Source organism: Staphylococcus sp. NWU MK-U1 (assembly GCF_033283505.1).
GTDB classification, from domain to species: Bacteria; Bacillota; Bacilli; order Staphylococcales; family Staphylococcaceae; genus Staphylococcus; species Staphylococcus haemolyticus.
Genome location: NZ_JAVSMG010000005.1, coordinates 1 through 20,654, shown reverse-complemented (window position 1 = coordinate 20,654; position 20,654 = coordinate 1). Strand labels below are relative to the sequence as shown.

The 20,654-nt window shown below is 31.1% G+C and carries 19 protein-coding genes and 1 rRNA gene; 17 read left to right on the top strand and 3 right to left on the bottom strand.

The annotated features are described in order from the left end of the window. Window positions 1-3: 3 nt before the first annotated feature. Window positions 4-243 carry a DUF2273 domain-containing protein gene (locus SBL16_RS08125; protein WP_011275167.1) on the top strand — a complete coding sequence of 80 codons (240 nt, stop codon included), beginning with the start codon at window positions 4-6 and terminating at the stop codon, window positions 241-243. Between the two features lie 60 nt (window positions 244-303). After that, the gene (locus tag SBL16_RS08120) at window positions 304-834 is read left to right on the top strand and encodes an Asp23/Gls24 family envelope stress response protein (protein ID WP_053022048.1); all 531 of its coding nucleotides are present in this window, start codon (window positions 304-306) and stop codon (window positions 832-834) included. A 78-nt stretch (window positions 835-912) separates the two neighbouring features. On the opposite strand, the gene SBL16_RS08115 is transcribed toward SBL16_RS08120, so the two are convergent. Continuing rightward, entirely contained in the window at window positions 913-2,862 is a 1,950-nt protein-coding gene (locus tag SBL16_RS08115; RefSeq protein ID WP_317953624.1) for an IucA/IucC family protein, read from the bottom strand. 114 nt (window positions 2,863-2,976) lie between these two features. On the opposite strand from SBL16_RS08115, the gene SBL16_RS08110 reads away from it, so the two are divergent. The 7 genes from SBL16_RS08110 to SBL16_RS08080 all read left to right on the top strand — a co-directional run bounded on the left by SBL16_RS08110 (window position 2,977) and on the right by SBL16_RS08080 (window position 11,808). Beyond that, complete coding sequence (locus SBL16_RS08110; RefSeq protein WP_107612323.1) at window positions 2,977-4,146, top strand: MFS transporter; 1,170 nt, start codon at window positions 2,977-2,979, stop codon at window positions 4,144-4,146. A 3-nt stretch (window positions 4,147-4,149) separates the two neighbouring features. After that, a complete protein-coding gene (locus SBL16_RS08105) occupies window positions 4,150-5,910 on the top strand; it encodes an IucA/IucC family protein (protein ID WP_107612324.1) in 1,761 nt (586 codons plus the stop codon). Continuing rightward, window positions 5,911-6,978 (top strand): alanine/ornithine racemase family PLP-dependent enzyme, encoded by a 1,068-nt coding sequence (locus tag SBL16_RS08100; RefSeq protein WP_053022052.1) that lies wholly within the window; start codon window positions 5,911-5,913, stop codon window positions 6,976-6,978. It abuts the gene before it with no gap. 240 nt (window positions 6,979-7,218) lie between these two features. Beyond that, window positions 7,219-8,217 carry an ABC transporter substrate-binding protein gene (locus SBL16_RS08095; RefSeq protein WP_053022053.1) on the top strand — a complete coding sequence of 333 codons (999 nt, stop codon included), beginning with the start codon at window positions 7,219-7,221 and terminating at the stop codon, window positions 8,215-8,217. Between the two features lie 11 nt (window positions 8,218-8,228). Beyond that, window positions 8,229-9,260, top strand: a complete 1,032-nt coding sequence (locus tag SBL16_RS08090) for an iron ABC transporter permease (protein ID WP_317953619.1) — start codon at window positions 8,229-8,231, stop codon at window positions 9,258-9,260. Further along, complete coding sequence (locus SBL16_RS08085) at window positions 9,257-10,222, top strand: FecCD family ABC transporter permease (RefSeq protein ID WP_107634629.1); 966 nt, start codon at window positions 9,257-9,259, stop codon at window positions 10,220-10,222. The genes SBL16_RS08090 and SBL16_RS08085 overlap by 4 nt, the downstream gene beginning before the upstream one ends. 269 nt (window positions 10,223-10,491) lie before the next feature. After that, on the top strand, window positions 10,492-11,808 hold the full coding sequence (locus SBL16_RS08080; protein WP_411861524.1) for a YjiH family protein: 1,317 nt from the start codon (window positions 10,492-10,494) through the stop codon (window positions 11,806-11,808). Between the two features lie 75 nt (window positions 11,809-11,883). Here the strand turns inward: SBL16_RS08080 and SBL16_RS08075 are convergent, their stop codons facing one another. Beyond that, window positions 11,884-12,198, bottom strand: coding sequence for a heme oxygenase (locus SBL16_RS08075; protein ID WP_037536087.1), 315 nt, complete (start codon window positions 12,196-12,198; stop codon window positions 11,884-11,886). 153 nt (window positions 12,199-12,351) lie between these two features. Then, window positions 12,352-12,612, bottom strand: a complete 261-nt coding sequence (locus SBL16_RS08070; protein WP_011275180.1) for a hypothetical protein — start codon at window positions 12,610-12,612, stop codon at window positions 12,352-12,354. Window positions 12,613-12,788: 176 nt separating this feature from the next. On the opposite strand from SBL16_RS08070, the gene SBL16_RS08065 reads away from it, so the two are divergent. The 8 genes from SBL16_RS08065 to SBL16_RS08030 all read left to right on the top strand — a co-directional run. After that, a complete protein-coding gene (locus SBL16_RS08065) occupies window positions 12,789-13,307 on the top strand; it encodes a metal-dependent hydrolase (protein WP_107612327.1) in 519 nt (172 codons plus the stop codon). 55 nt (window positions 13,308-13,362) lie between these two features. Next, window positions 13,363-14,550 (top strand): UTP--glucose-1-phosphate uridylyltransferase, encoded by a 1,188-nt coding sequence (locus tag SBL16_RS08060; protein ID WP_107613840.1) that lies wholly within the window; start codon window positions 13,363-13,365, stop codon window positions 14,548-14,550. A gap of 16 nt (window positions 14,551-14,566) precedes the next feature. After that, the gene (trhA, locus tag SBL16_RS08055) at window positions 14,567-15,250 is read left to right on the top strand and encodes a PAQR family membrane homeostasis protein TrhA (protein ID WP_053019130.1); all 684 of its coding nucleotides are present in this window, start codon (window positions 14,567-14,569) and stop codon (window positions 15,248-15,250) included. Between the two features lie 138 nt (window positions 15,251-15,388). After that, window positions 15,389-16,717 carry a multidrug efflux MFS transporter SdrM gene (gene sdrM, locus SBL16_RS08050; RefSeq protein WP_107612329.1) on the top strand — a complete coding sequence of 443 codons (1,329 nt, stop codon included), beginning with the start codon at window positions 15,389-15,391 and terminating at the stop codon, window positions 16,715-16,717. Window positions 16,718-16,841: 124 nt separating this feature from the next. Further along, entirely contained in the window at window positions 16,842-17,309 is a 468-nt protein-coding gene (locus SBL16_RS08045) for a SepA family multidrug efflux transporter (RefSeq protein WP_016931351.1), read from the top strand. Window positions 17,310-17,384: 75 nt separating this feature from the next. Continuing rightward, window positions 17,385-18,836, top strand: coding sequence for an MDR family MFS transporter (locus SBL16_RS08040; protein WP_053016683.1), 1,452 nt, complete (start codon window positions 17,385-17,387; stop codon window positions 18,834-18,836). A gap of 144 nt (window positions 18,837-18,980) precedes the next feature. Beyond that, window positions 18,981-20,048, top strand: a complete 1,068-nt coding sequence (locus tag SBL16_RS08035) for a P-loop NTPase (protein ID WP_037536100.1) — start codon at window positions 18,981-18,983, stop codon at window positions 20,046-20,048. Window positions 20,049-20,502: 454 nt separating this feature from the next. Continuing rightward, window positions 20,503-20,654 (top strand): 16S ribosomal RNA (locus SBL16_RS08030); the annotation flags it as partial.

Below are 20,654 nucleotides of genomic sequence, written 5' to 3'. Positions count from 1 at the left end.
AACATGGCTGATAATAATAATCAAAATGGACAAGATGCAAGTCAACAAATCATTGACTTCATTAAATCATATAAATGGCGTATCATTGGTTTCTTTGCATTTTTAATTATAGCAATCTTATTCCTAACTTTAGGATTTTGGAAAACAATTTTGGTTATCGTTTTATGTTTAATCGGAATTGGTGTTGGGTATATTAAAGACCGTACACAGGATTTCATGAATTTCTTAAATAGATGGAGTTAAATAATTTATTTAAGAACTAAATAATAAAAGAAAAAATTCAATTATAAAGGAGAATGTAATATGTCAGTAGATAATAACAAAGCTAAACAAGCTTACAATAATCAAACTGGAGTTAATGAAAAAGAAAGAGAAGAACAACAAAAACAAGCTGAACAATACAGAGAACAAAATGAACAACAACAATTTGAAAACAAATTAACTTTCTCAGATGAAGTTGTAGAAAAAATTGCTGGAATCGCAGCTCGTGAAGTTAAAGGTATCTTAGATATGAAAGGCGGTTTCGCTGATAACTTTACTAACGCATTCTCTAGTGGTAACAATGTAACTACTGGTGTTTCTGTTGAAGTTGGCGAAAAACAAGCAGCAATCGACTTAAAAGTAATCTTAGAATACGGTGAATCAGCACCAAAAATCTTCCGTAAAGTTACTGAATTAGTAAAAGAGCAAGTTAAATACATCACTGGCTTACAAGTTGTAGAAGTTAACATGCAAGTTGATGATGTTATGACTAAAAAAGAATGGCAACAAAAAAACGAAAAAAACAACAATAATAATAACAACAACAATTCTGAAAGATCAGGATTACAATAATAATAGATTTAACCCTTTAGGTTTATATAACCTAAAGGGTTTTTTATTTTAGAATTAAGTTTTGATTTCTAATATCATTTAACCATGTAGCGGATTACTTACTTTAATATAAGTATAGTGATGTGCTTCATCTTCTAAACGCATCGTTGTCACGCATTTATAATCAATGTCTCTATCAAACATAATTTGTTTAATTTCTGAAATGCGGCTTGTGTTAATATCCGTTAAGCTATTTAAAATGTTATGAATAATTTTGCTTACGCTATCCCACAGTTTAGATTCAAATTCCTCATCTTCAATGAATTTTGAAACAGTTAATATAAGTTCACCTATGTGATTTTGAACTGTCGAGTAAAAGACTTTATTAAATACTGTTGTTTTAGAATCGGTCAAGATTCTAGATTTTTCGTGAAATTCATTTGTCGTATATCCAGCTTCATTTAAAAGTTGTTCATCAATACGTAAGCCTTCAAAATCGCGAATATAAATAGTATTTAATCGTCCATCAGCGTTAAATGTTGCAATTGAATTTTGTAAATGTGCTTCAAGTGCAATGCCATATTTAGCATATAAAGGAATCACTATGCCTAACAATTGAGAAATGTAATCTGACAACCATTCTTGAGCTGCGATATCAAGATTAGATTTGTCATAATGATGTTTATAACGTTGAATTAAACTAATAATTGGTGGTTCTTCATTATATTTATAATTAACCACTAAACTTGAAGGAATCATAGGAATACTATCTTTTTCAGTTAGATTGTACACATTGTCCCTAAAGAGCGTTCCTAATTGTTCACTTCGATCTGTTTGAATAGCTTCCTCGTCATTTAAATTATAAAAGTGAATACCAGCAAATTCATTTAAAATACCAACTCTATAATGAGTGAAATCTTTATCTTGCTTTAAAATGTCATTTAAGATTTGAGTAACTAAAGGACCATTGTAAGTTGTTTGTTCAGATAAAGTTCTAATTTCACCAGTAATATGCACATTGGTAGATAACTTAATATGTGGTGCCATGCTTGGGAATTTTGGCATTAAAGTTCTAAAAGATAAACCAGCGTAATAAGGTATTTCTATCTTTAGTGGAATCATTAAATTATTATTTATTTCCTCTTCGTATTGACTTAATAATACATTATCTAACTGCCAAGGATGAACAATCATTAAATGATATTCACTCAGATTACTCAAGTTATCACACTCAGTTTTAATTTGGCTATATAGTTCTGAAAATTGTGCTTCTAATTCAGCATTATAAGTAAACGATAAAGATTGTGTTCTAGCGATACTTTGGTGAATAAGCACACTCTTTAAATGAATTTCTTTATTATATTCTGAACTATATTTAATATTCTCATTAGCATTAAGGCCTTTGCGCAATTTAGCTCCAGGATGAAGTGGATGTCCCTCTATAACTGCCTGCTCTGAACGCAAATAACTATCTTGTTCATTAAAAATTATTTCCAATAAAGGTTCATTTGAATGTTGCATCTCATATGCTTGATATGCAAGTGCTAACGCCATATTTGCAACACTGTTTTCCATATCGTCTTTGAATTGAGAACTTGCCTCATTATCTAGCTCTGGATTTTCGTTTAAGATATCAGATAATACTTCATTAGGATGAATTGTACGAACACATTGGCTACCATCACTATCACAATAATAAAATGGACCTTCAACATCTACACGACCAAATGCATGTGTTCCGGAAACTTTTGCGAATAAATATTTATCGCTTTCGGGAAAATGCACACGCATAATTTGGTGTTCTCCACTTATTGGAAAGTTTTTAATATCACATGACGAGACAAAGGTACTATTTGATTTAGCGTTGGCTAAATTTTCTCTGTAAAGGGATGTAATTAAGCGTTGAGAAATTTTATCTCGTGCAACGAGCAATTCATTTTTAAAGTAGTTTACTAAATGGGGCATTTCTTGCTTTAAAAACGATAAAGCTCCTAATTCTTCATCAGTTAAATGTAAATCTATATTGTCTATTGAAATTAAATTATCCATATTGCACCTCAAATTCATTTTACAAAAATCTAAAGCATTTGTATAATCCATAATATCGATAATGATATTCATTATCAATTATAAAATTTATTATAAATAAGTAGGTGGAATACTGTGGCGAAATTTTTCTTCTCTAGTTCCTTTTTATTATTTCTAGGGAATTGGATAGGACAAATTGGCTTGAATTGGTATGTACTTACTAGTTATCATAACGCAGTCTATTTGGGATTGGTTAATTTTTGCCGACTCGTACCAATTTTGTTACTAAGTGTCTGGGCTGGCGCTATAGCTGATAAATTTGATAGAGGAAAATTATTGAAACTTACCATTTCATCTTCATTTTTAGTGACAAGCACACTATGTGTTTGTACCTTTTTATTAGAACAAGTGCCGATTATTATCATCCTTATTTATGCCACACTTCGAGGTATGATCAATGCGACGGAAACACCAATAAGGCAAGCTGTATTGCCCGATTTATCTGTACATTTAAATACAAGCCAAGCCGTTTCATATCATTCTTTTATCATAAACATATGTCGCTCAATAGGTCCGGCAATCGCAGGATTGATACTCTCAATTTACCATGCACCGTTTACTTTCCTAGCCCAATCAATGTGTTACTTCATTGCTGTACTATTGTGTTTACCATTAAGCTTCAAGACAGTTGGTGAGGTAAATAAAGCTAACAAAGGGTTTTCATTTACGGTTGTGTGGGAATACTTTAAGAATAATATGCAGGCCTCAAGAATATTTATTACGTCATTGATTATCATGGCTACTGGGTTTTCGTATACTACACTAGTGCCAGTATTAGTACATGATCTCTTTCCTGGTCGCTCAGAAATCTTTGGTGTGTCAATGACCTTTTGTGCTGTAGGTGGTATGATTGCAACACTTATACTACCCATAATTTTGAAAAAGTTCACCACTGTTCAAATGTATTATTTAAGTTCTTGTCTATTTGGATTAGCGCTTGTAGGTGTCATTATGCATAACATTATATTCATGTTTATCTGCATGTCACTTGTAGGTTTATTTGGTCAATTAGCTAGAACATCAAATCGTATATATTTTCAAGAGGATATAGCATCAGAGCACCGAGGAAAAATATTAAGTATCGTCATGATGGATAGAGGGATGATTCCTTTAGGTAGTTTAATATTAACAACATTATCAGAAATAATGGGACCTATTAATACATTTATCACAATGGGAACATTTACTTTTGTAATTGCATTTATTGCATATATAATTCAAAGACCAATTAAATTGGAGGAGTAAAGTATGAATTTAAACGCATGGCAAAATGCGGATACTAATATACAATATCGTATTTTAAATGCTTTAATAAAAGAAGGCATTTGGCAAGAACAAACTATTATTACAACTAAAGATGATCAATTAGATATACAATATCATGGATGTATACTTTCTACTCACTTTAATCATAACAGTGTAATGTCAAGGTATGAATTTGTAGGACCAATTACATATCAATGTGGTGCTAATATAATGGAAGTATCAACAGTAGAAGCTTTATTAGAAATATTAAGTAATCATTTTGACATTAATATACATCAGCAATTAATAGATGAAATAATACATAGTAGAGATAGTTTTGTTGAAATTTATAAACAATTTTATCAACGTCAACATAATGTGCAATCTAGTATGCAATTTTCTGGTATGCCAACAACTTTAAATTTTTTTGCATGGTTACAACATTTGAGTGACGCGAATGAAATCAATGATTTGTTATATTCAGAAAGCTTAGTATTAGAAGGTCATCCTACACATCCACTTACTAAAACGAAACTGCCATTAACTATGGATGAAGTTAAAATGTATTCACCTGAGTTTGAAAAAGTAATACCGTTAAAAATTATGTTAATCCATAAAGACTGTGCACAAGCTACGTGTATAGATAATGATGAAGATTACATATTGAAGAAAGTAATACCTGAATATCAAACAAGAATTAGAAAATATGCACAGTCTATTCATATTTCGTTAGAAGACTATTTTGTGATATTAGTACATCCATGGCAATACAACCATACTATCTACGATAAGTTTGCGAATTGGATTGAAAATAAGTTTTTATTAACAACACCATTTGATGTCGATTCGAAAGCAACACTATCATTTAGGACGATGGCACTCATCAATAAGCCATATCATATAAAATTACCTGTCAATGTACAAGCAACGAGTGCTGTCAGAACAGTTTCAAGTGTTACAACGGTAGACGGACCTAAATTAAGTAGCGCTTTACAAAATGTATTAAATCAATATCCACAACTAAATGTTGCATTAGAACCTTATGGTTTAAGTGCGAAAACAAATGACGAGGATGCTAGACAGCTAGCATGCATTGTCAGAGAAACACCTTATATTGCAAACAATGGGGTGACTATTGTTACTGGTGCATTGGTTAATCCTAATCCAATTGATCGACATATTACAGTTGATAGTTATATCGAATGGGTTAATGGTGAGTTAAATAATAGAGGTATATTAACCTTTATTCAAAATTATAGTCGACAACTTATTACGCCTTTAATCAATTTAATTCAAGAGTATGGCATAGCTTTAGAAGCGCATATGCAAAATACTATAGTTAATTTAGGACCTAATTATCAAATGAATTTTATTGTGCGTGATTTAGGTGGGTCTCGTATCGATTTAAATACACTTACGCATAAACTGAAAAATATCAACGTGTCCAATCAAAGTTTATTGGCAAATTCAATTGAAGAAGTTATTGCGAAATTTCAGCATGCTGTTATTCAGAATCAGTTAGCTGAATTAATTCATCACTTTTCAAAAACGGAATTTGTAACTGAAGAAGAATTGTTCGCTCTAGTTCAAAATGAAGTTAAATTAGCAATAAGTGATAATAAACCACATGCTCAAGCTTTAAAAGATGTACTCTTTGGTTCAAAGATTACTGTTAAGGCATTATTACGCATGCGTATGAGCAATAGAGTGAAAAAATATTTAAATATCGAACTTGATAATCCAATTAAAGATGAGGTGAGATAATTGGCTCAAATCAATATAAACTTATCTAAAATTGAATATAATGCAGATGCACTAAGAACGTTATTAGAAAATAATGATATACATTTAACCCCAGTAATTAAATGTGTAGCTGGTGATAGTCGAATTATCGAAACATTAATTCAATCAGGGTTCACCCATTTTGCAGAATCAAGACTTGAAAATATAAATGAAGATTTCAAAGGGCAATGCGATTATCTTTTACTAAGACCAACATCTAAAAAACATTATACTCAACTGATTAAATCAGTGAAAATGAGTATGCAAACTGAAATTGAGTCAATTAGAGAGATTAATGAGATTGCTAAACAGTTAAATCAAAAACATCAAATTATGTTAATGATAGATTGGAAGGATAGACGTGAAGGGGTTATAACTTATGATGTACTAAATTATATTGAAGAAATCATCAAAATGACTCATATTCAATTAATAGGTATTGCATTTAACTTTATGTGTTTCAAGTCTTCGGCTCCGACTGAAGAAGATATATTAAAGATAAATCAATTCGTTGATGCTATTGAATATAATTTAGGGTTTAGACTAAAAGTTGTATCAGGTGGAAACTCAAGTATGATACCCCAATTAATGTACAATGATTTGGGTAGGATTAATGAGTTACGAATAGGTGAGGCATTATTTAGAGGGATAGATACTACAACAAATCAGTCTATACCCATGCTTTTTCAAAATGCAATTACAGTAGAAGCGGAAATTTTAGAGATTAAACCACGACTATCTGACAATAACCAATGCTATTTACAAGCGATTGTAGATATTGGATATGTTGACACAGACGTAAATAAAATTAAACCTATTAAGAATGATGTTAGCATTGTTGGTGCATCAAGTGATCATCTAATGATTAATTTAAATAATCAAGATTACTATAAAATTGGTGATATTATAGAATTTGCTATGGAGTATGAGGCGCTTTCTCAAGTAATGTATCATAACCATATGACAAAGCACTATTTTAAGGATAATTATATTCACTCTTTGAATAGTAAGATGGTCAATTCTCCATTATTGATTAATAAAAAATGTTAATCAATTCTTTGTAGGTATTATTAATCATATAAACTTTAATAAATGAATTAGCCTTTAATTTTGAATTTATTCTGATTAATGGCTTTTTATTTTATCAATTATAGGTAAAATCCATTAATAATTAAAATTCTAATCTACTTTTATAAAAAATTTAAAAAATATACTAAATTATATTGACATTGATAATCGTTATCAATAAACTATGTATTGTAAACCTATACATATTAAGGAGTGGAATTCATGAAAGGCTTTAAGTTTGCAGGTATAGTCGCATTATTATTTGCATTAGTTTTAGTTACTGCTTGTGGTAATGTTAGCAATAATGGATCAGGTGATTCAGGTAATAAATCGTCATCGAAAGATTCTATTAAAATTAAACACGAATTAGGCACAACTAAAGTTCCTAAAGATGCTAAACGTGTCGTAGCGTTGGAATTTTCATTTGTAGATGCTTTAGCGGCACTAAATGTTAAACCTGTTGGGGTTGCTGATGACAACAAACCAAATCGTATTATTAAACCATTAAAAGAAAAAATTGGAGATTATAAATCTGTTGGTGCTCGTAAACAACCCAACCTAGAAGAAATCAGTAAATTAAAACCAGATTTAATTATTGCAGATAGTAACAGACACAAAGGTATTTACAAAGAATTAAGTAAAATTGCTCCAACAATTGAATTAAAAAGTTTTGATGGAGATTATAATGATAATATAGATGCTTTTAAAACAATTGCCAAAGCTTTAAATAAAGAAGATGAAGGTAAGAAACGTTTAGAAGAGCATAAAGAAAAACTTGCAAAATATAAAGATGAAATTCAATTTGATAAAAATGAAAAAGTATTACCAGCTGTAGCGTCTAAATCTGGATTATTAGCTCATCCAAGTGAATCTTATGTAGGTCAATTCTTAAGTCAACTTGGTTTTAAAGAAGCATTAAATAAAGACGTCACTAAAGGGTTAAGCAAATATTTACAAGGACCTTATTTACAACTTAATGCAGAAACATTAAAAGACGTCAATCCTGAACGTATGTTTATAATGACTGATGGCGCAAGTCCTAAAGAACCATCATATCAAGAAATGAAAAAAGATCCGGTTTGGGACACATTAGATGCGGTTAAACATAATCGTGTAAGTATCGTTAGTCGTGATACTTGGGCAAGAGCTCGAGGGTTAATATCTTCTGAAGAAATGGCTAAAGAACTTGTAGAAATTTCAAAGAAAGATAAAGAAAAGTAAGGTGGCAAAATATGACTATTAGATCTACTGATAGTCAATCTGCTTTAGACAAAGCAAATAAGGGACGCACTGCACTCACATTTATTGTGAGTGGGTGCTTTCTTTTTATTTTTGCTTATTTTAATTTAGCGATTGGCTCGTCTGAAATTCATGCTAAACATATTTTTGAATACTTTTTTACATGTATAAATAATAAGCAAACATTTCTAATTCATAATGTGAGAATGCCAAGAATGATTGGTGGGTTATTAATTGGCGGTGCGTTAGCCTTAGCTGGCCTCTTAATGCAAGCGATTACTAGGAATCCATTAGCGTCTCCACAAATATTTGGTGTTAATTCAGGTGCATCATTTGTAATAGTATTAGTGACGATATTAATACCTTCACTAGGTAACTATGCAACATATCTGGCATTCTTAGGGGCATTTATTGGCGGACTAACTGTATATATACTATCTGGTTCAACGAAAAAAATAACGCCAATTAAATTAGCTCTTGCTGGAATGGCAATTCATTTATTTTTCAGTAGTTTAACGCAAGGTATCATAATACTAAATGAAGATTCTAATACTACTGTTATGTTCTGGTTGGTAGGATCTCTTAATGGATTGAAATGGACTGCAGTATTGTCGGTTATGCCTTGGTTAATTTTATCACTAATTATAACTATGTTATTAGGACGTCAATTAACCATTATGAAATTAGGGGACGACATAGCGAAAGGGTTAGGACAAAAGACACAATTGATTAGAATTGTAATAGGTATACTTGTAATTGTATTAGCAGGTGCATCTGTTTCAATAGCTGGTCCGATTGGATTCATTGGTTTAATCGTCCCTCATATAGTTAAACGTTATATAAGTAAAGATTACTTCTTAATGGTGCCTTTAACTTTTTTGATAGGTGCCGATTTATTATTACTATCAGATATGTTAAGTAGACTTATTACATTTCCTTACGAATCTCCAGTTGGTATTGTCACTTCATTTGTTGGGGCAATTTATTTCCTATTAATAACTTTAAAAGGGGTGAAACGAATATGACAAAACGACAATTATCTATTCGTTACACTGTTGTAATCATCTGCTTAATTGTAAGCATATTTGTAAGTTTATGTGTTGGTTCAACAATGTACAGTCCTTTGAAAGCAATTCACGTAATTCTAAAATTTGATGATTTCATTTTAAACGAGTACCGAATTCCAAGAACGTTACTAGGATTAGTTGTAGGAAGTAGTTTGGCCATTTCTGGCGCGGTGATTCAAGGGGTAGTTAGAAATCCACTAGCATCTCCAGATGTTATAGGTATAACTAAAGGCGCAAGTTTGGCAGCTATTATAGTAATTATGCTATTTCCTTCAGCGCCGCTATTAGTACTACCTATTGGTTCCTTCATAGGTGCATTATTTATTAGTTTGATTTTGTCATTTTTAATTTCTAAATATAATATTAAAGGCTCAACTTTAGCTTTAATAGGGTTAGCTATCGGTGCTATATGTACCGCTGTAGTTCAATTTTTACTTATTAGAAACCCTATGGATGCAAATAATGCATTAGTTTGGTTGACAGGAAGTTTATATGGTCATACTATTGAAAATTTCTATTCAATCATACCCTGGTTTGTTATAACCTTACCACTCGTATTATGTTTAAGTTATCAATTAGATATTTTAAATTTAGGAGAAAATATTGCTACGGCGCTTGGTGCAAGAGTACAAAGACTCAAAATGATCTTACTTATTTTGTCGGTTATGCTGGCTGGTGCCTCCATTTCAGTAGTAGGCGGTATAAGTTTTCTAGGCCTAATTGCACCACATATCGCCAGATCTATTGTAGGTCAGCGTTACTTCCATGTTGTAATTATGTCTGGTTGTATAGGTTCAATTTTAATCTTGTTCAGTGATGGGTTAGCGAGAGGAATTCATCCACCATTAGATATACCTGTGGGTGTAATAATTGCTATCATTGGGGTGCCGTATTTCTTATTTTTATTAAGACGAATTTAATGAAATTTAAGAGCTAATTATTCTCATATTTATGATGAAAATTAGCTCTTTTTATATTGCATATCAATTAAAAATGATATATAGTATTTAATATGCTATTTATAAAAATGCATATATTCTTATATTTATATAAAAGTTTGCTGTTTTACTTAATATATTTACATAATCAATGAATATAAAAGCATCAATAATGAGAAAGAAAGAGGTTATTAGTGGTGGAAGGTTACTCAAAGCAACAGATTGCCAAAGGTAGAGCGAAATTCATAACTATGTCTATTATTGGAATTATACTTTTCTTAATTCCAGTACCAGTTACACAAGATGGTGAGAAACAAACTACATTACCTGTAGCCTTTTTTGCAAATTGGCTAAAAGGTCTACTTGGTGATGCAATGCCAATTATTATAATTTTTATTATTACATTGTCTGCAATATTAACAGTACTTTATTCGACAATTTTTAAAAATAAAGTTAAACCAGGCGGATTATTAGATAGTGCATTTAAAGTTGGTCCAGTCTGGATGACATTAAGATTATTAGCCGTCGTCTTTGTATGGATGACCTATTTTAAACTTGGTTCAAAGGTTATTTATTCAGAGGATACTGGTGGTTTAGTGTTTTATGATCTTTTACCTACATTGGTTGCAGTATTTTTATTTGCTGCACTATTCTTACCTTTTTTAATGGAATATGGTTTATTAGAATTTTTAGGCCCCTTATTTAGACCAATTATGAGACCATTATTCACATTGCCAGGGCGCTCTACAGTAGATAATTTAGCATCGTTTATTGGTGATGGAACTGTAGGTGTCCTAATAACAAGTCGTCAGTATGAAAGAGGCATTTACTCTAGAAGGGAATCCATAGTGATTTCTACTACGTTCAGTGTCGTTTCTATTACTTTTGCTATCGTTATTGCAGAAACTGTGGGATTACAACATAAATTTTTTGCGTTTTATTTAACTGTAATTATTTCATGTTTTGTTGCTGCAATGATCATGCCACGTATTTGGCCATTAAACAAAATACCTGATGAATTTACTAAAGAAGTTTCTGAGAATACTAGATTAGAAAAACTACCTGAAGGTAAAACGGCACTGGGATATGGTTTTGAAGAGGCGACTATTGTTGGTTTGAAAGCACCAGGGTTTAAAGAGTTTTGGGAATCCGGTTTAAAAACTGTAATAGATATGTGGTTTGTTATCCTTCCAGTCGTTATGAGCATCGGAACGCTTGCGACTATGATAGCTAATTATACGCCGGTATTTTCAATTATTGGTCAACCTTTTATTCCAATACTTGAATTATTGCAAATACCAGAAGCGGCTAAAGCCTCTGAAACATTATTGATTGGTTTTGCAGATATGTTCTTACCATCTATATTAATTGCTGATGCGCACAGTGAGATTACAAGATTTGTAATTGGTGCTTTAAGTATTTCTCAATTAATATATTTATCAGAAGTTGGTGGTGTAATATTAGGTTCTAAAATACCAGTAAGTTTAGGTAAATTATTTATGATTTTCCTAATTAGAACTGCAATCACTTTACCAATTATAGCGTTAATGGCTCATTTATTATTATAAAATAGTAAAGGCAATGAAGTCATAGGTTAGAAATGTTGAAATAAACAATTCCTATGTATACTTCATTGCCTTTTTTTAATTTAATGTAGATAATACCGTAGCTTTAACAATTTCACTGCTAATCACCGGTGAAGATTCAGACGATGTTTTGTCTCTGTTTTGATGTGCTTCTTTAAATGCATCGCTTTTAGTCCAAGCTTCAAAGTCTTTTTCAGTCTCCCACCATGTATTTACGTACATGTCTTCACTTTCATGATCTCGTGCCACTTTCCAAACTTCAATTTTATGAAAACCTTGCAATGCTTCAATTTTTCCACCTTTAGTGAATCTTGGCGCCATTTTTTCTGCAAATCCTTTTTTTACGGTAATTCTATTTGTAACAACAAACATAATTTAACCTCCTTATCTAAGTGTAGTTTAATTAATATTAAGAAAAATAAAAAGTAATACAGTATTTATTATTTTAGATTAAAAAACTGTCAACTACATAGCGGAAGTTGACAGTTTTTTTATAACTTTGCGAATGAAAAATGTATATTGTTATTACTTAGTTAATTCGTTATAAACCTTTTGGTCGTTATGCGTATAAATAATGTATTCATGATCATCTGTATCAATAATCACTCTATTAGTTTTACCAAAGGTAGAACCAATACGTGAAATATTTTTAGAATCTAAATCTGGAACGGCATGAATTTCTTGGTCTTGTGAAATATTTTTAATTTCACTAGTAGGGATTTTGATATCAGCTACTCTCCATTGAATTCTAACTTCATTATTATCTTTCTTAACAGTCATTGCCATTAAAGAACACATCCTTTATGTTATTTATGTCTATATCATATATCAGTGTGTAATCGTTTTCAAGTATTAATGATATACTTTTTAAATTTTGTGATACACTATTTAGTTAACACCGAAAATATGTTCGTATTTTAGAGTGGTTTATGTTAAAATGTTCTCTATAAAGGAGAAGGTTTATGACAGGCAAAACTCACGTATCTGCTGGATTACTAGTAGGTGCATTAACAACCGAACACTTTCAAACAGATTTGTTCTCAACTGTTACAGTAATATGTTTATCTGTAGTTTCAAGTTTATTACCAGACATTTGTCACACTGGAAGTAAAATTGGTAGAAAATTAAAATTGCTTAGTTTAATTATAAGGCTGTTATTCGGTCATAGGACATTCACTCACTCCTTATTATTTATAGGTATCATTGTATTTCTCCTTAATTTGATTCAAACTCCTACTTACTATTTGGTTTCTATTATCGGTGGTATGGCCTCTCATGTTATACTAGATATGTTAACGCCAAGGGGAGTAAAGTTACTTTATCCTATTCCTTTTACTATTAAGTTCCCGTTTACCTTTAAAACTGGTGGCTTAGTCGATGTATCACTGGCTACTGCATTAAGTATTGGCGCATTATACATATTATTTCAAACTTCTATTAGTCATTTATTAAAATATATAAGTCAGTCCATTTTAGGGTAACTATCAAATAATGAGAGTATGAATACATATTGAATTAATCACAAGGAGAGTTAAAATGTTAGATCAAAATCAATTAAAGAAATATAATCAAGAACATTTGAGTGAATATGAAAAGTTAATGAGCAGCAATGAAAAAGAAAAATTAGAATCGAAAGTGAATGAATTAGATTTAGAAAGTATTCAACAATTATTTCAAGATTTATATGTTAACCGTCAATCAATTTCTGATGTGTCATCTGTTTCAGAAGTAAAATATCTACGCAAGACTGAATTGACTAATCAAGAAAGTGCTAAATATGAACAAAAAGGCATAGAAGCAATACGAAACGGTGAATTTGCAGTTTTATTAATGGCCGGTGGTCAAGGTACGCGTTTAGGTTATAAAGGCCCTAAAGGTTCATTTGAAATAAAAGGAGTTAGTTTGTTTGAATTACAAGCACGACAATTACTTAAACTTAAAAAGGAAACTGGTCATTTAATCAATTGGTATATCATGACTAGTGATATCAATCATGAAGAAACGTTATCGTACTTTGAACAACATGATTATTTTGGTTATAACCCTGATAATGTACATTTCTTTAAACAAGAAAACATGGTCGCATTAAGTGAAACTGGGCAATTGGTACTTAATGAACAGGGATATATAATGGAGACGCCAAACGGAAATGGTGGTGTATTTAAATCATTAGAAAAAAATGGTTACTTGGATAAAATGGCATCTGATGGTGTGAAATTTATTTTCTTAAATAACATTGATAACGTATTAGTTAAAGTATTAGATCCATTATTTGCTGGGTTTACAGTGGTAAACGATTGCGACGTAACTTCTAAATCAATTCAACCTAGGGATGGTGAAAGTGTCGGACGATTAGTAAATCAAAATAGTAAGGACACGGTTCTTGAGTATTCTGAATTGGATGAAGCGGTCGCTAATACGTTTGATAATGCAAACATTGGAATTCATGCCTTTAAAGTTGCATTTATTAAACAAGCAGTAAATAATGATTTACCATATCACTTAGCAGTGAAAAAATTAAAGCAATTAGATGAAGATTTTGGAGTTGTTGAAAAACCAACATTGAAATTTGAATTGTTTTATTTTGATATTTTTAGATATGCAACAAGTTTTGTAACGTTGCAAGTTAATAGAGAAGATGAATTTTCTCCACTTAAAAATAAAGAAGGCAAAGATAGTGTTGAAACTGCTACATCAGATTTAGAACGTTTGAATTTAATTTAAAAGGTGGTGGAGCCAGATGTCTAACTCAACTAAGAATGTAAAAGGTACTGTTGTCGAATCATTTAAAGACATCATTCCTCTATCTTTCGGTGAAGAAATTGGTAACTCAGTTTCACATGGTGTAGCTGCGTTACTTACACTTTTTTTACTACCATATGCTGCAGTTCATAGTTATATAGCACATGGAACGTTAAGCTCAGTTAGTATTTCTATATTTGTAATTAGTATTTTTATGATGTTTATCTCTTCAACTATATATCATGCAATGAAAAATAATACTGCTCACAAATATATTTTAAGAATTATTGATCATAGTATGATTTATGTTGCTATTTCAGGAACTTATACGCCAGTTTTATTAACTGTCGTAGGAGGATGGATTGGTTGGTTTGTATTCATATTACTTTGGGGTACTACAATTTGGGGAATTTTGTATAAGTCCATTTCTGTTAATGTGAATCCTAAATTAAGTTTGATTGTCTATTTAGTAATGGGATGGGTTGGTATTATTTTTCTACCTATTATCATTATGCGTACATCTTGGTTATTTATCTTATTCATTGTACTAGGAGGCTTATCTTACACTATTGGTGCTTGGTTTTATGCCCAAAAAAACCGTCCATACTTTCATATGATTTGGCATATTTTTATCGTAATCGCTTCAATGTTTCATTTAATAGCAATACTTTATTTTATATAGAGAATTCAAAATAAGGTTGATGATTTTATCGGTCATCAGTCTTATTTTTTATTAAAAGTAATCATTCTATTGCATGTAAAATAAAATGTTGATTATCCTATTAAAGAATCTGAAATTTATTTAGGAGGAATAATGTTCATGAACTTTAAATCAATAGGTATCGTCGTAACTTTAGTTTTAACTATGTTTATGGCTGCAATAGAAAGCTCAATTATCTCATTAGCGATGCCCACTATAAGAACTGATTTAAACGCTGGTGCATCTATATCATTAGTATTTACTGTTTATTTCATAGCGCTTGTAGTTGCGAATCCTATTGTTGGTGAATTATTAACAAGATTTAAAATATTATATATTGCAATGGTAGGCGTGTTTTTATTTGGTATTGGTAGTTTAATGTCAGGAATGAGTGGCACATTTATAATGCTTATTATCTCTAGAATTGTTCAAGGATTGGGAGCAGGAGTTATGATGTCGCTGACTCAAATTGTTCCAAAATTAGCATTTGAAATACCATTTAGATACAAAATTATGGGAATAGTAGGAAGTGTCTGGGGAATTTCAAGTATTATTGGACCATTATTAGGTGGGGCAATTTTAGAGTTTGCAACATGGCATTGGTTATTTTTTATAAACATTCCAATAGCAGTTATTGCAATTATACTTGCATTTATTACTTTTCATTTTCCAGAAGAAGCAGAAGTTAAATCCTCAAGCTTCGATGTTAAAGGACTTTCTTTCTTTTACATATTTATAGGATTATTTATGTTTGGTTTATTGAATAAGTCATCAATAGTATTAAATATTATTTCATTGATGTTAGCTTTCATTTTTATCTTTATTTTATTTAAATTTGAGAGCAAAATAAAAAATCCATTTATCCCAATTTCAGAGTTTAATCGTTCAGTTTCACTAGTGTTTGTAACGGATTTATTAATAGCTATGTCTTTAATGGGATACAATTTATACATTCCAATCTACTTACAAGATCACTTACATCTTTCACCACTTCAAAGTGGTTTGGTAATATTCCCACTATCAGTAGCTTGGTTAGTTTTAAATTTTAACTTAGCAAAGGTAGAAGAGAACTTAACTCGAAAAGCATTATATATTAGTGCTTTTACATTATTATTGATTAGCAGTATCATACTCATGTTTGGTCTCAAATTACCATTATTAATAGCAGCAACAGTAATTCTTGCTGGGTTAAGTTTTGGATTTGTTTATACAAAGGACAGTGTCATCGTTCAAGAAGAAACAGATCCTAGACATATGAAAAAAATGATGTCTTTCTATGCATTAACTAAAAATTTAGGTTCATCAATAGGTTCAACTGTAATGGGATATTTCTATGCTATGTCAGTTGGAATCATGGATGGGCATTTTTACAATATATTATTTGCAGTTTCATTAGTCGCTATTCTTCTTATTATTATGTGGTCAACGCTTTATAGATCCGATGTATAGAGTGTTTAATCACTCAAATGTAATATAATTGGAGAATAATAAAGTTTTAGACTAACGTACTTTAAATTTTATATCGTGATTTATTAATGATAAAATTACCGTGTATAAAAAGGAGGACAGAAAGATGAAGTTTTTTAAAAATAATTATAAAAATATTTTATCAACTTTACTTGTCCTCACTATCTTTATCATTTCAGGTGCTATTTTTTTAATGTTTTTAGGATTTGGTTTATTTGGATTAAGTCGAATTCTAATTTTTTTTAAGCTAGGTTATTTTACCTATAATAAAAATTTAGTAGATAATTTAGTTTATTATGGTAGCTATATTGTTTTTGGTTACTTCATTTTATTTGCCATTGAACATTTAATGGATTATTTTAGAAAACAATTGCCCAATAATCCATATTTTAATGGCAGTTTGTACCACTTGATTTCATATGTTGTTACTACGATACTCTTCTATTTTATTATTCACATACATTATGTTTATATCGAGATTGATTTTTGGGTTATTTCAGTCATCATAGGATTGTTATATATATTTAAAATTATATTTTATCCAGATAGTGAGAACCTTAATAATAAGAAATAGCAAGCATTTAGTTTGCTTGGCATACTAAAGTTTGATTGAATATAAAAATATGTATGAAATAAAAGGAGTTTTTATATGGCGAATATAGAAGTATCCACAAAAAAACGGAACCTTATCGTAGCGGTAATGCTATTAAGTGCATTTATCGCTATTTTAAATCAAACTTTACTAAATACGGCTTTGCCACACATTATGAGAGAATTAAATACATCTGAAAATACTGCTCAATGGTTAGTAACAGGCTTTATGCTTGTAAATGGGACGATGATTCCTTTAACTGCTTATCTGATGGATCGAATAAAAACAAAACCATTATATTTAGTTTCAATGGGAATTTTCTTAGTTGGTTCAATTATAGCTGCCATTGCACCTAGCTTTGGTGTCCTAATGTTTGCCAGAGTGATTCAAGCTATTGGTGCCGGAATTATTATGCCACTCATGCAGTTCACATTGTTTACTTTATTTTCAAAAGAAAAACGTGGATTTGCAATGGGATTGGCTGGTTTGGTCATACAATTTGCTCCAGCAATAGGTCCTACGTTTTCAGGGTTAATTATTGATAATACAAGTTGGAGAGTGCCTTTCATTATAGTTGTAGGCATTGCGCTCGTAGGATATATATTTGGTGCTATCACGCTATCTAGTTATAACGAGACTAAAAAGACAGCGTTAGATAAAAGATCAGTTGTTTATTCAACGTTAGGATTCGGATTAATGCTTTATGCGTTCAGTAGCGCAGGTAATTTGGGGTTCACTAATCCAATTGTTATAATCTCGGCCATTATTGGTATTCTAATAGTTATCACATTTATTAGAAGACAGTTAAGTATCACTAATCCTTTGTTAAACCTCAGAGTTTTTAAAAGCAAAATATTCACTTTCAGTACTATAACTTCAATGATTGTAATGATGTCAATGGTAGGTCCAGCCCTCTTAATTCCTTTATTTGTTCAAAATGGACTTGGGTTGAGCGCATTTATGTCTGGATTGGTCATTATGCCCGGAGCCATTTTAAACGGTATAATGTCTGTTTATACAGGTAAAATATATGATAAGTATGGGCCTAGACTTTTAATTTTAATTGGTTTCATTATTCTTATCGCAACAACGGCATCTCTAAGTTTCTTGAAATATGATTCATCATACACTATGTTAGTTGTTGTTTATGCTATAAGAATGTTTGCAGTTTCACTACTAATGATGCCTATCAATACTGCAGGCATCAATGCACTTAGAAATGAAGATATATCACATGGTACTGCCATCATGAACTTCGGTCGTGTTATGGCCGGCTCTCTAGGAACAGCTTTAATGGTCACTTTCATGAGTATTGGTGCAAAAATACTAAGCACTGGTTCATCAGCAAGTTCGAACCATGAAATATTACAAAGACAGAGTGTTGCAGCTGGTGTAGATTTATCGTTTGCAATAGTAACTGGTCTTGTAATTATTGGTTTTATTTTCTCTTTATTCATCAAAGAGGAAAGACACTATAATAAAAATTCAACAAATACACGGGATATGTAATTCTCATATTGATAGAAGTTAGCGAACAGATAGTGAGCTAACTTCTTTTTTTATACATTTAAAAAATATATACTAATTTAGAAAGTCAATACATATTAATATTTGATATTATAGAGGTATAAAGAATACTAAGGGGGATTTTCATTGTTAACGGTAGATCAAGTGAAAGAAATAGTTGGAGCATTAAAAGATCCAATTATAGATGTACCACTTAAAGAGACAGACGGTATTGTAGAAGTAACTATTAAAGAAGAAATAGAGCATGTTAGTGTCAAAGTGGCAATGGCACAATTAGGCGGACAACCGCAATTAGATTTACAAATGGCAATAGTTAAAGCACTTAAAGATAATGGTGCTAATACTGTTGGCATAAGATTTGAAGAATTACCTGCCGAAACGGTTGAGCAATATACTGGTAAGAAAGAAGAACAACCTAAGACCATTGAGGGGCTTTTATCTAAAGACAACCCTGTAGAATTTATAGCGATTGCTTCAGGAAAAGGCGGTGTAGGTAAATCTACAGTAGCAGTAAATTTAGCAGTAGCATTAGCCCGCGAAGGTAAACGTGTTGGTTTAGTTGATGCGGATATTTATGGTTTTAGTGTTCCAGATATGATGGGTATTGATGAGAAACCAGGAGTTCAAGGAAAAGAGATTATTCCAGTAGAACGTCATGGAGTGAAAGTTATATCAATGGCCTTTTTCGTAGAAGAGAATGCACCAGTAATATGGCGTGGCCCTATGTTAGGGAAAATGTTAACCAATTTCTTTGTAGAAGTGAAATGGGGAGAACTTGATTACTTACTATTAGACTTACCTCCAGGAACAGGTGATGTAGCTTTAGATGTACATTCAATGCTACCAAGTAGTAAAGAGATAATTGTAACGACACCGCATCCTACTGCAGCATTTGTTGCGGCTAGAGCAGGGGCAATGGCAAAACATACCGAGCACTCTATTCTCGGTGTTATCGAAAATATGAGTTATTTCGAAAGTAAAGAAACAGGTAATAAAGAATATGTCTTTGGTAAAGGCGGAGGACGTAAACTAGCAGATGAATTAAATACTCAGTTATTAGGAGAACTACCATTAGAACAACCTACTTGGAATCCTAAAGATTTCTCACCCTCTATTTATCAAGCAGATGATCGTTTAGGAAAAATCTACACATCTATCGCTCAAAAAGTGATTGCATCTACAATTAAAAAATAAAGATAGATTTAGTGTAAAATTGACGCATGGAATTTTAAATTTCATGCGTTTTTTCTATTGCAAAATATCTTGAATCTGATAGAATAATTTCTTGTGAGTAACATATCCATTTGAATAATAAATAATTTATAATTTAGTTCAAAAAAGTGTTGACGTAATACTTTTATCTTGATATTATATAAAAGTCGTCAAAAACGGAATGTTAATTCTTTATAAAGTTTGTTTCGATGGTGTAAAAGTTACCATTGCAAAACAAATTAAGATGACTTAAAATATTAAAAGTAATCAACAAAAGTTATTGACTTTTTTAAATGAAAGTTATATAATTAAGAAGTTGATTTTAAAAAATGAACATTGAAAACTGAATGACAATATGTCAACGTTAATTCCAAAACAGTAACTTAAATGTTACAAACACTATTTAGTATTATGAGCTAATCAAACATCATAAATTTTTATGGAGAGTTTGATCCTGGCTCAGGATGAACGCTGGCGGCGTGCCTAATACATGCAAGTCGAGCGAACAGATAAGGAGCTTGCTCCTTTGACGTTAGCGGCGGACGGGTGAGTAACACGTGGGTAACCTACCTATAAGACTGGGATAAC

What these genes read in the sequence shown, in the direction of transcription:
- SBL16_RS08125 (WP_011275167.1), top strand. Translation starts at nt 4, where the DNA reads ATGGCTGATAATAATAATCAAAATGGACAAGATGCAAGTCAACAAATC.
- SBL16_RS08120 (WP_053022048.1), top strand. Translation starts at nt 304, where the DNA reads ATGTCAGTAGATAATAACAAAGCTAAACAAGCTTACAATAATCAAACT.
- SBL16_RS08115 (WP_317953624.1), bottom strand. Translation starts at nt 2,862, where the DNA reads ATGGATAATTTAATTTCAATAGACAATATAGATTTACATTTAACTGAT.
- SBL16_RS08105 (WP_107612324.1), top strand. Translation starts at nt 4,150, where the DNA reads ATGAATTTAAACGCATGGCAAAATGCGGATACTAATATACAATATCGT.
- SBL16_RS08095 (WP_053022053.1), top strand. Translation starts at nt 7,219, where the DNA reads ATGAAAGGCTTTAAGTTTGCAGGTATAGTCGCATTATTATTTGCATTA.
- SBL16_RS08090 (WP_317953619.1), top strand. Translation starts at nt 8,229, where the DNA reads ATGACTATTAGATCTACTGATAGTCAATCTGCTTTAGACAAAGCAAAT.
- SBL16_RS08085 (WP_107634629.1), top strand. Translation starts at nt 9,257, where the DNA reads ATGACAAAACGACAATTATCTATTCGTTACACTGTTGTAATCATCTGC.
- SBL16_RS08080 (WP_411861524.1), top strand. Translation starts at nt 10,492, where the DNA reads ATGTCTATTATTGGAATTATACTTTTCTTAATTCCAGTACCAGTTACA.
- SBL16_RS08075 (WP_037536087.1), bottom strand. Translation starts at nt 12,198, where the DNA reads ATGTTTGTTGTTACAAATAGAATTACCGTAAAAAAAGGATTTGCAGAA.
- SBL16_RS08070 (WP_011275180.1), bottom strand. Translation starts at nt 12,612, where the DNA reads ATGGCAATGACTGTTAAGAAAGATAATAATGAAGTTAGAATTCAATGG.
- SBL16_RS08065 (WP_107612327.1), top strand. Translation starts at nt 12,789, where the DNA reads ATGACAGGCAAAACTCACGTATCTGCTGGATTACTAGTAGGTGCATTA.
- SBL16_RS08060 (WP_107613840.1), top strand. Translation starts at nt 13,363, where the DNA reads ATGTTAGATCAAAATCAATTAAAGAAATATAATCAAGAACATTTGAGT.
- trhA (WP_053019130.1), top strand. Translation starts at nt 14,567, where the DNA reads ATGTCTAACTCAACTAAGAATGTAAAAGGTACTGTTGTCGAATCATTT.
- sdrM (WP_107612329.1), top strand. Translation starts at nt 15,389, where the DNA reads ATGAACTTTAAATCAATAGGTATCGTCGTAACTTTAGTTTTAACTATG.
- SBL16_RS08045 (WP_016931351.1), top strand. Translation starts at nt 16,842, where the DNA reads ATGAAGTTTTTTAAAAATAATTATAAAAATATTTTATCAACTTTACTT.
- SBL16_RS08040 (WP_053016683.1), top strand. Translation starts at nt 17,385, where the DNA reads ATGGCGAATATAGAAGTATCCACAAAAAAACGGAACCTTATCGTAGCG.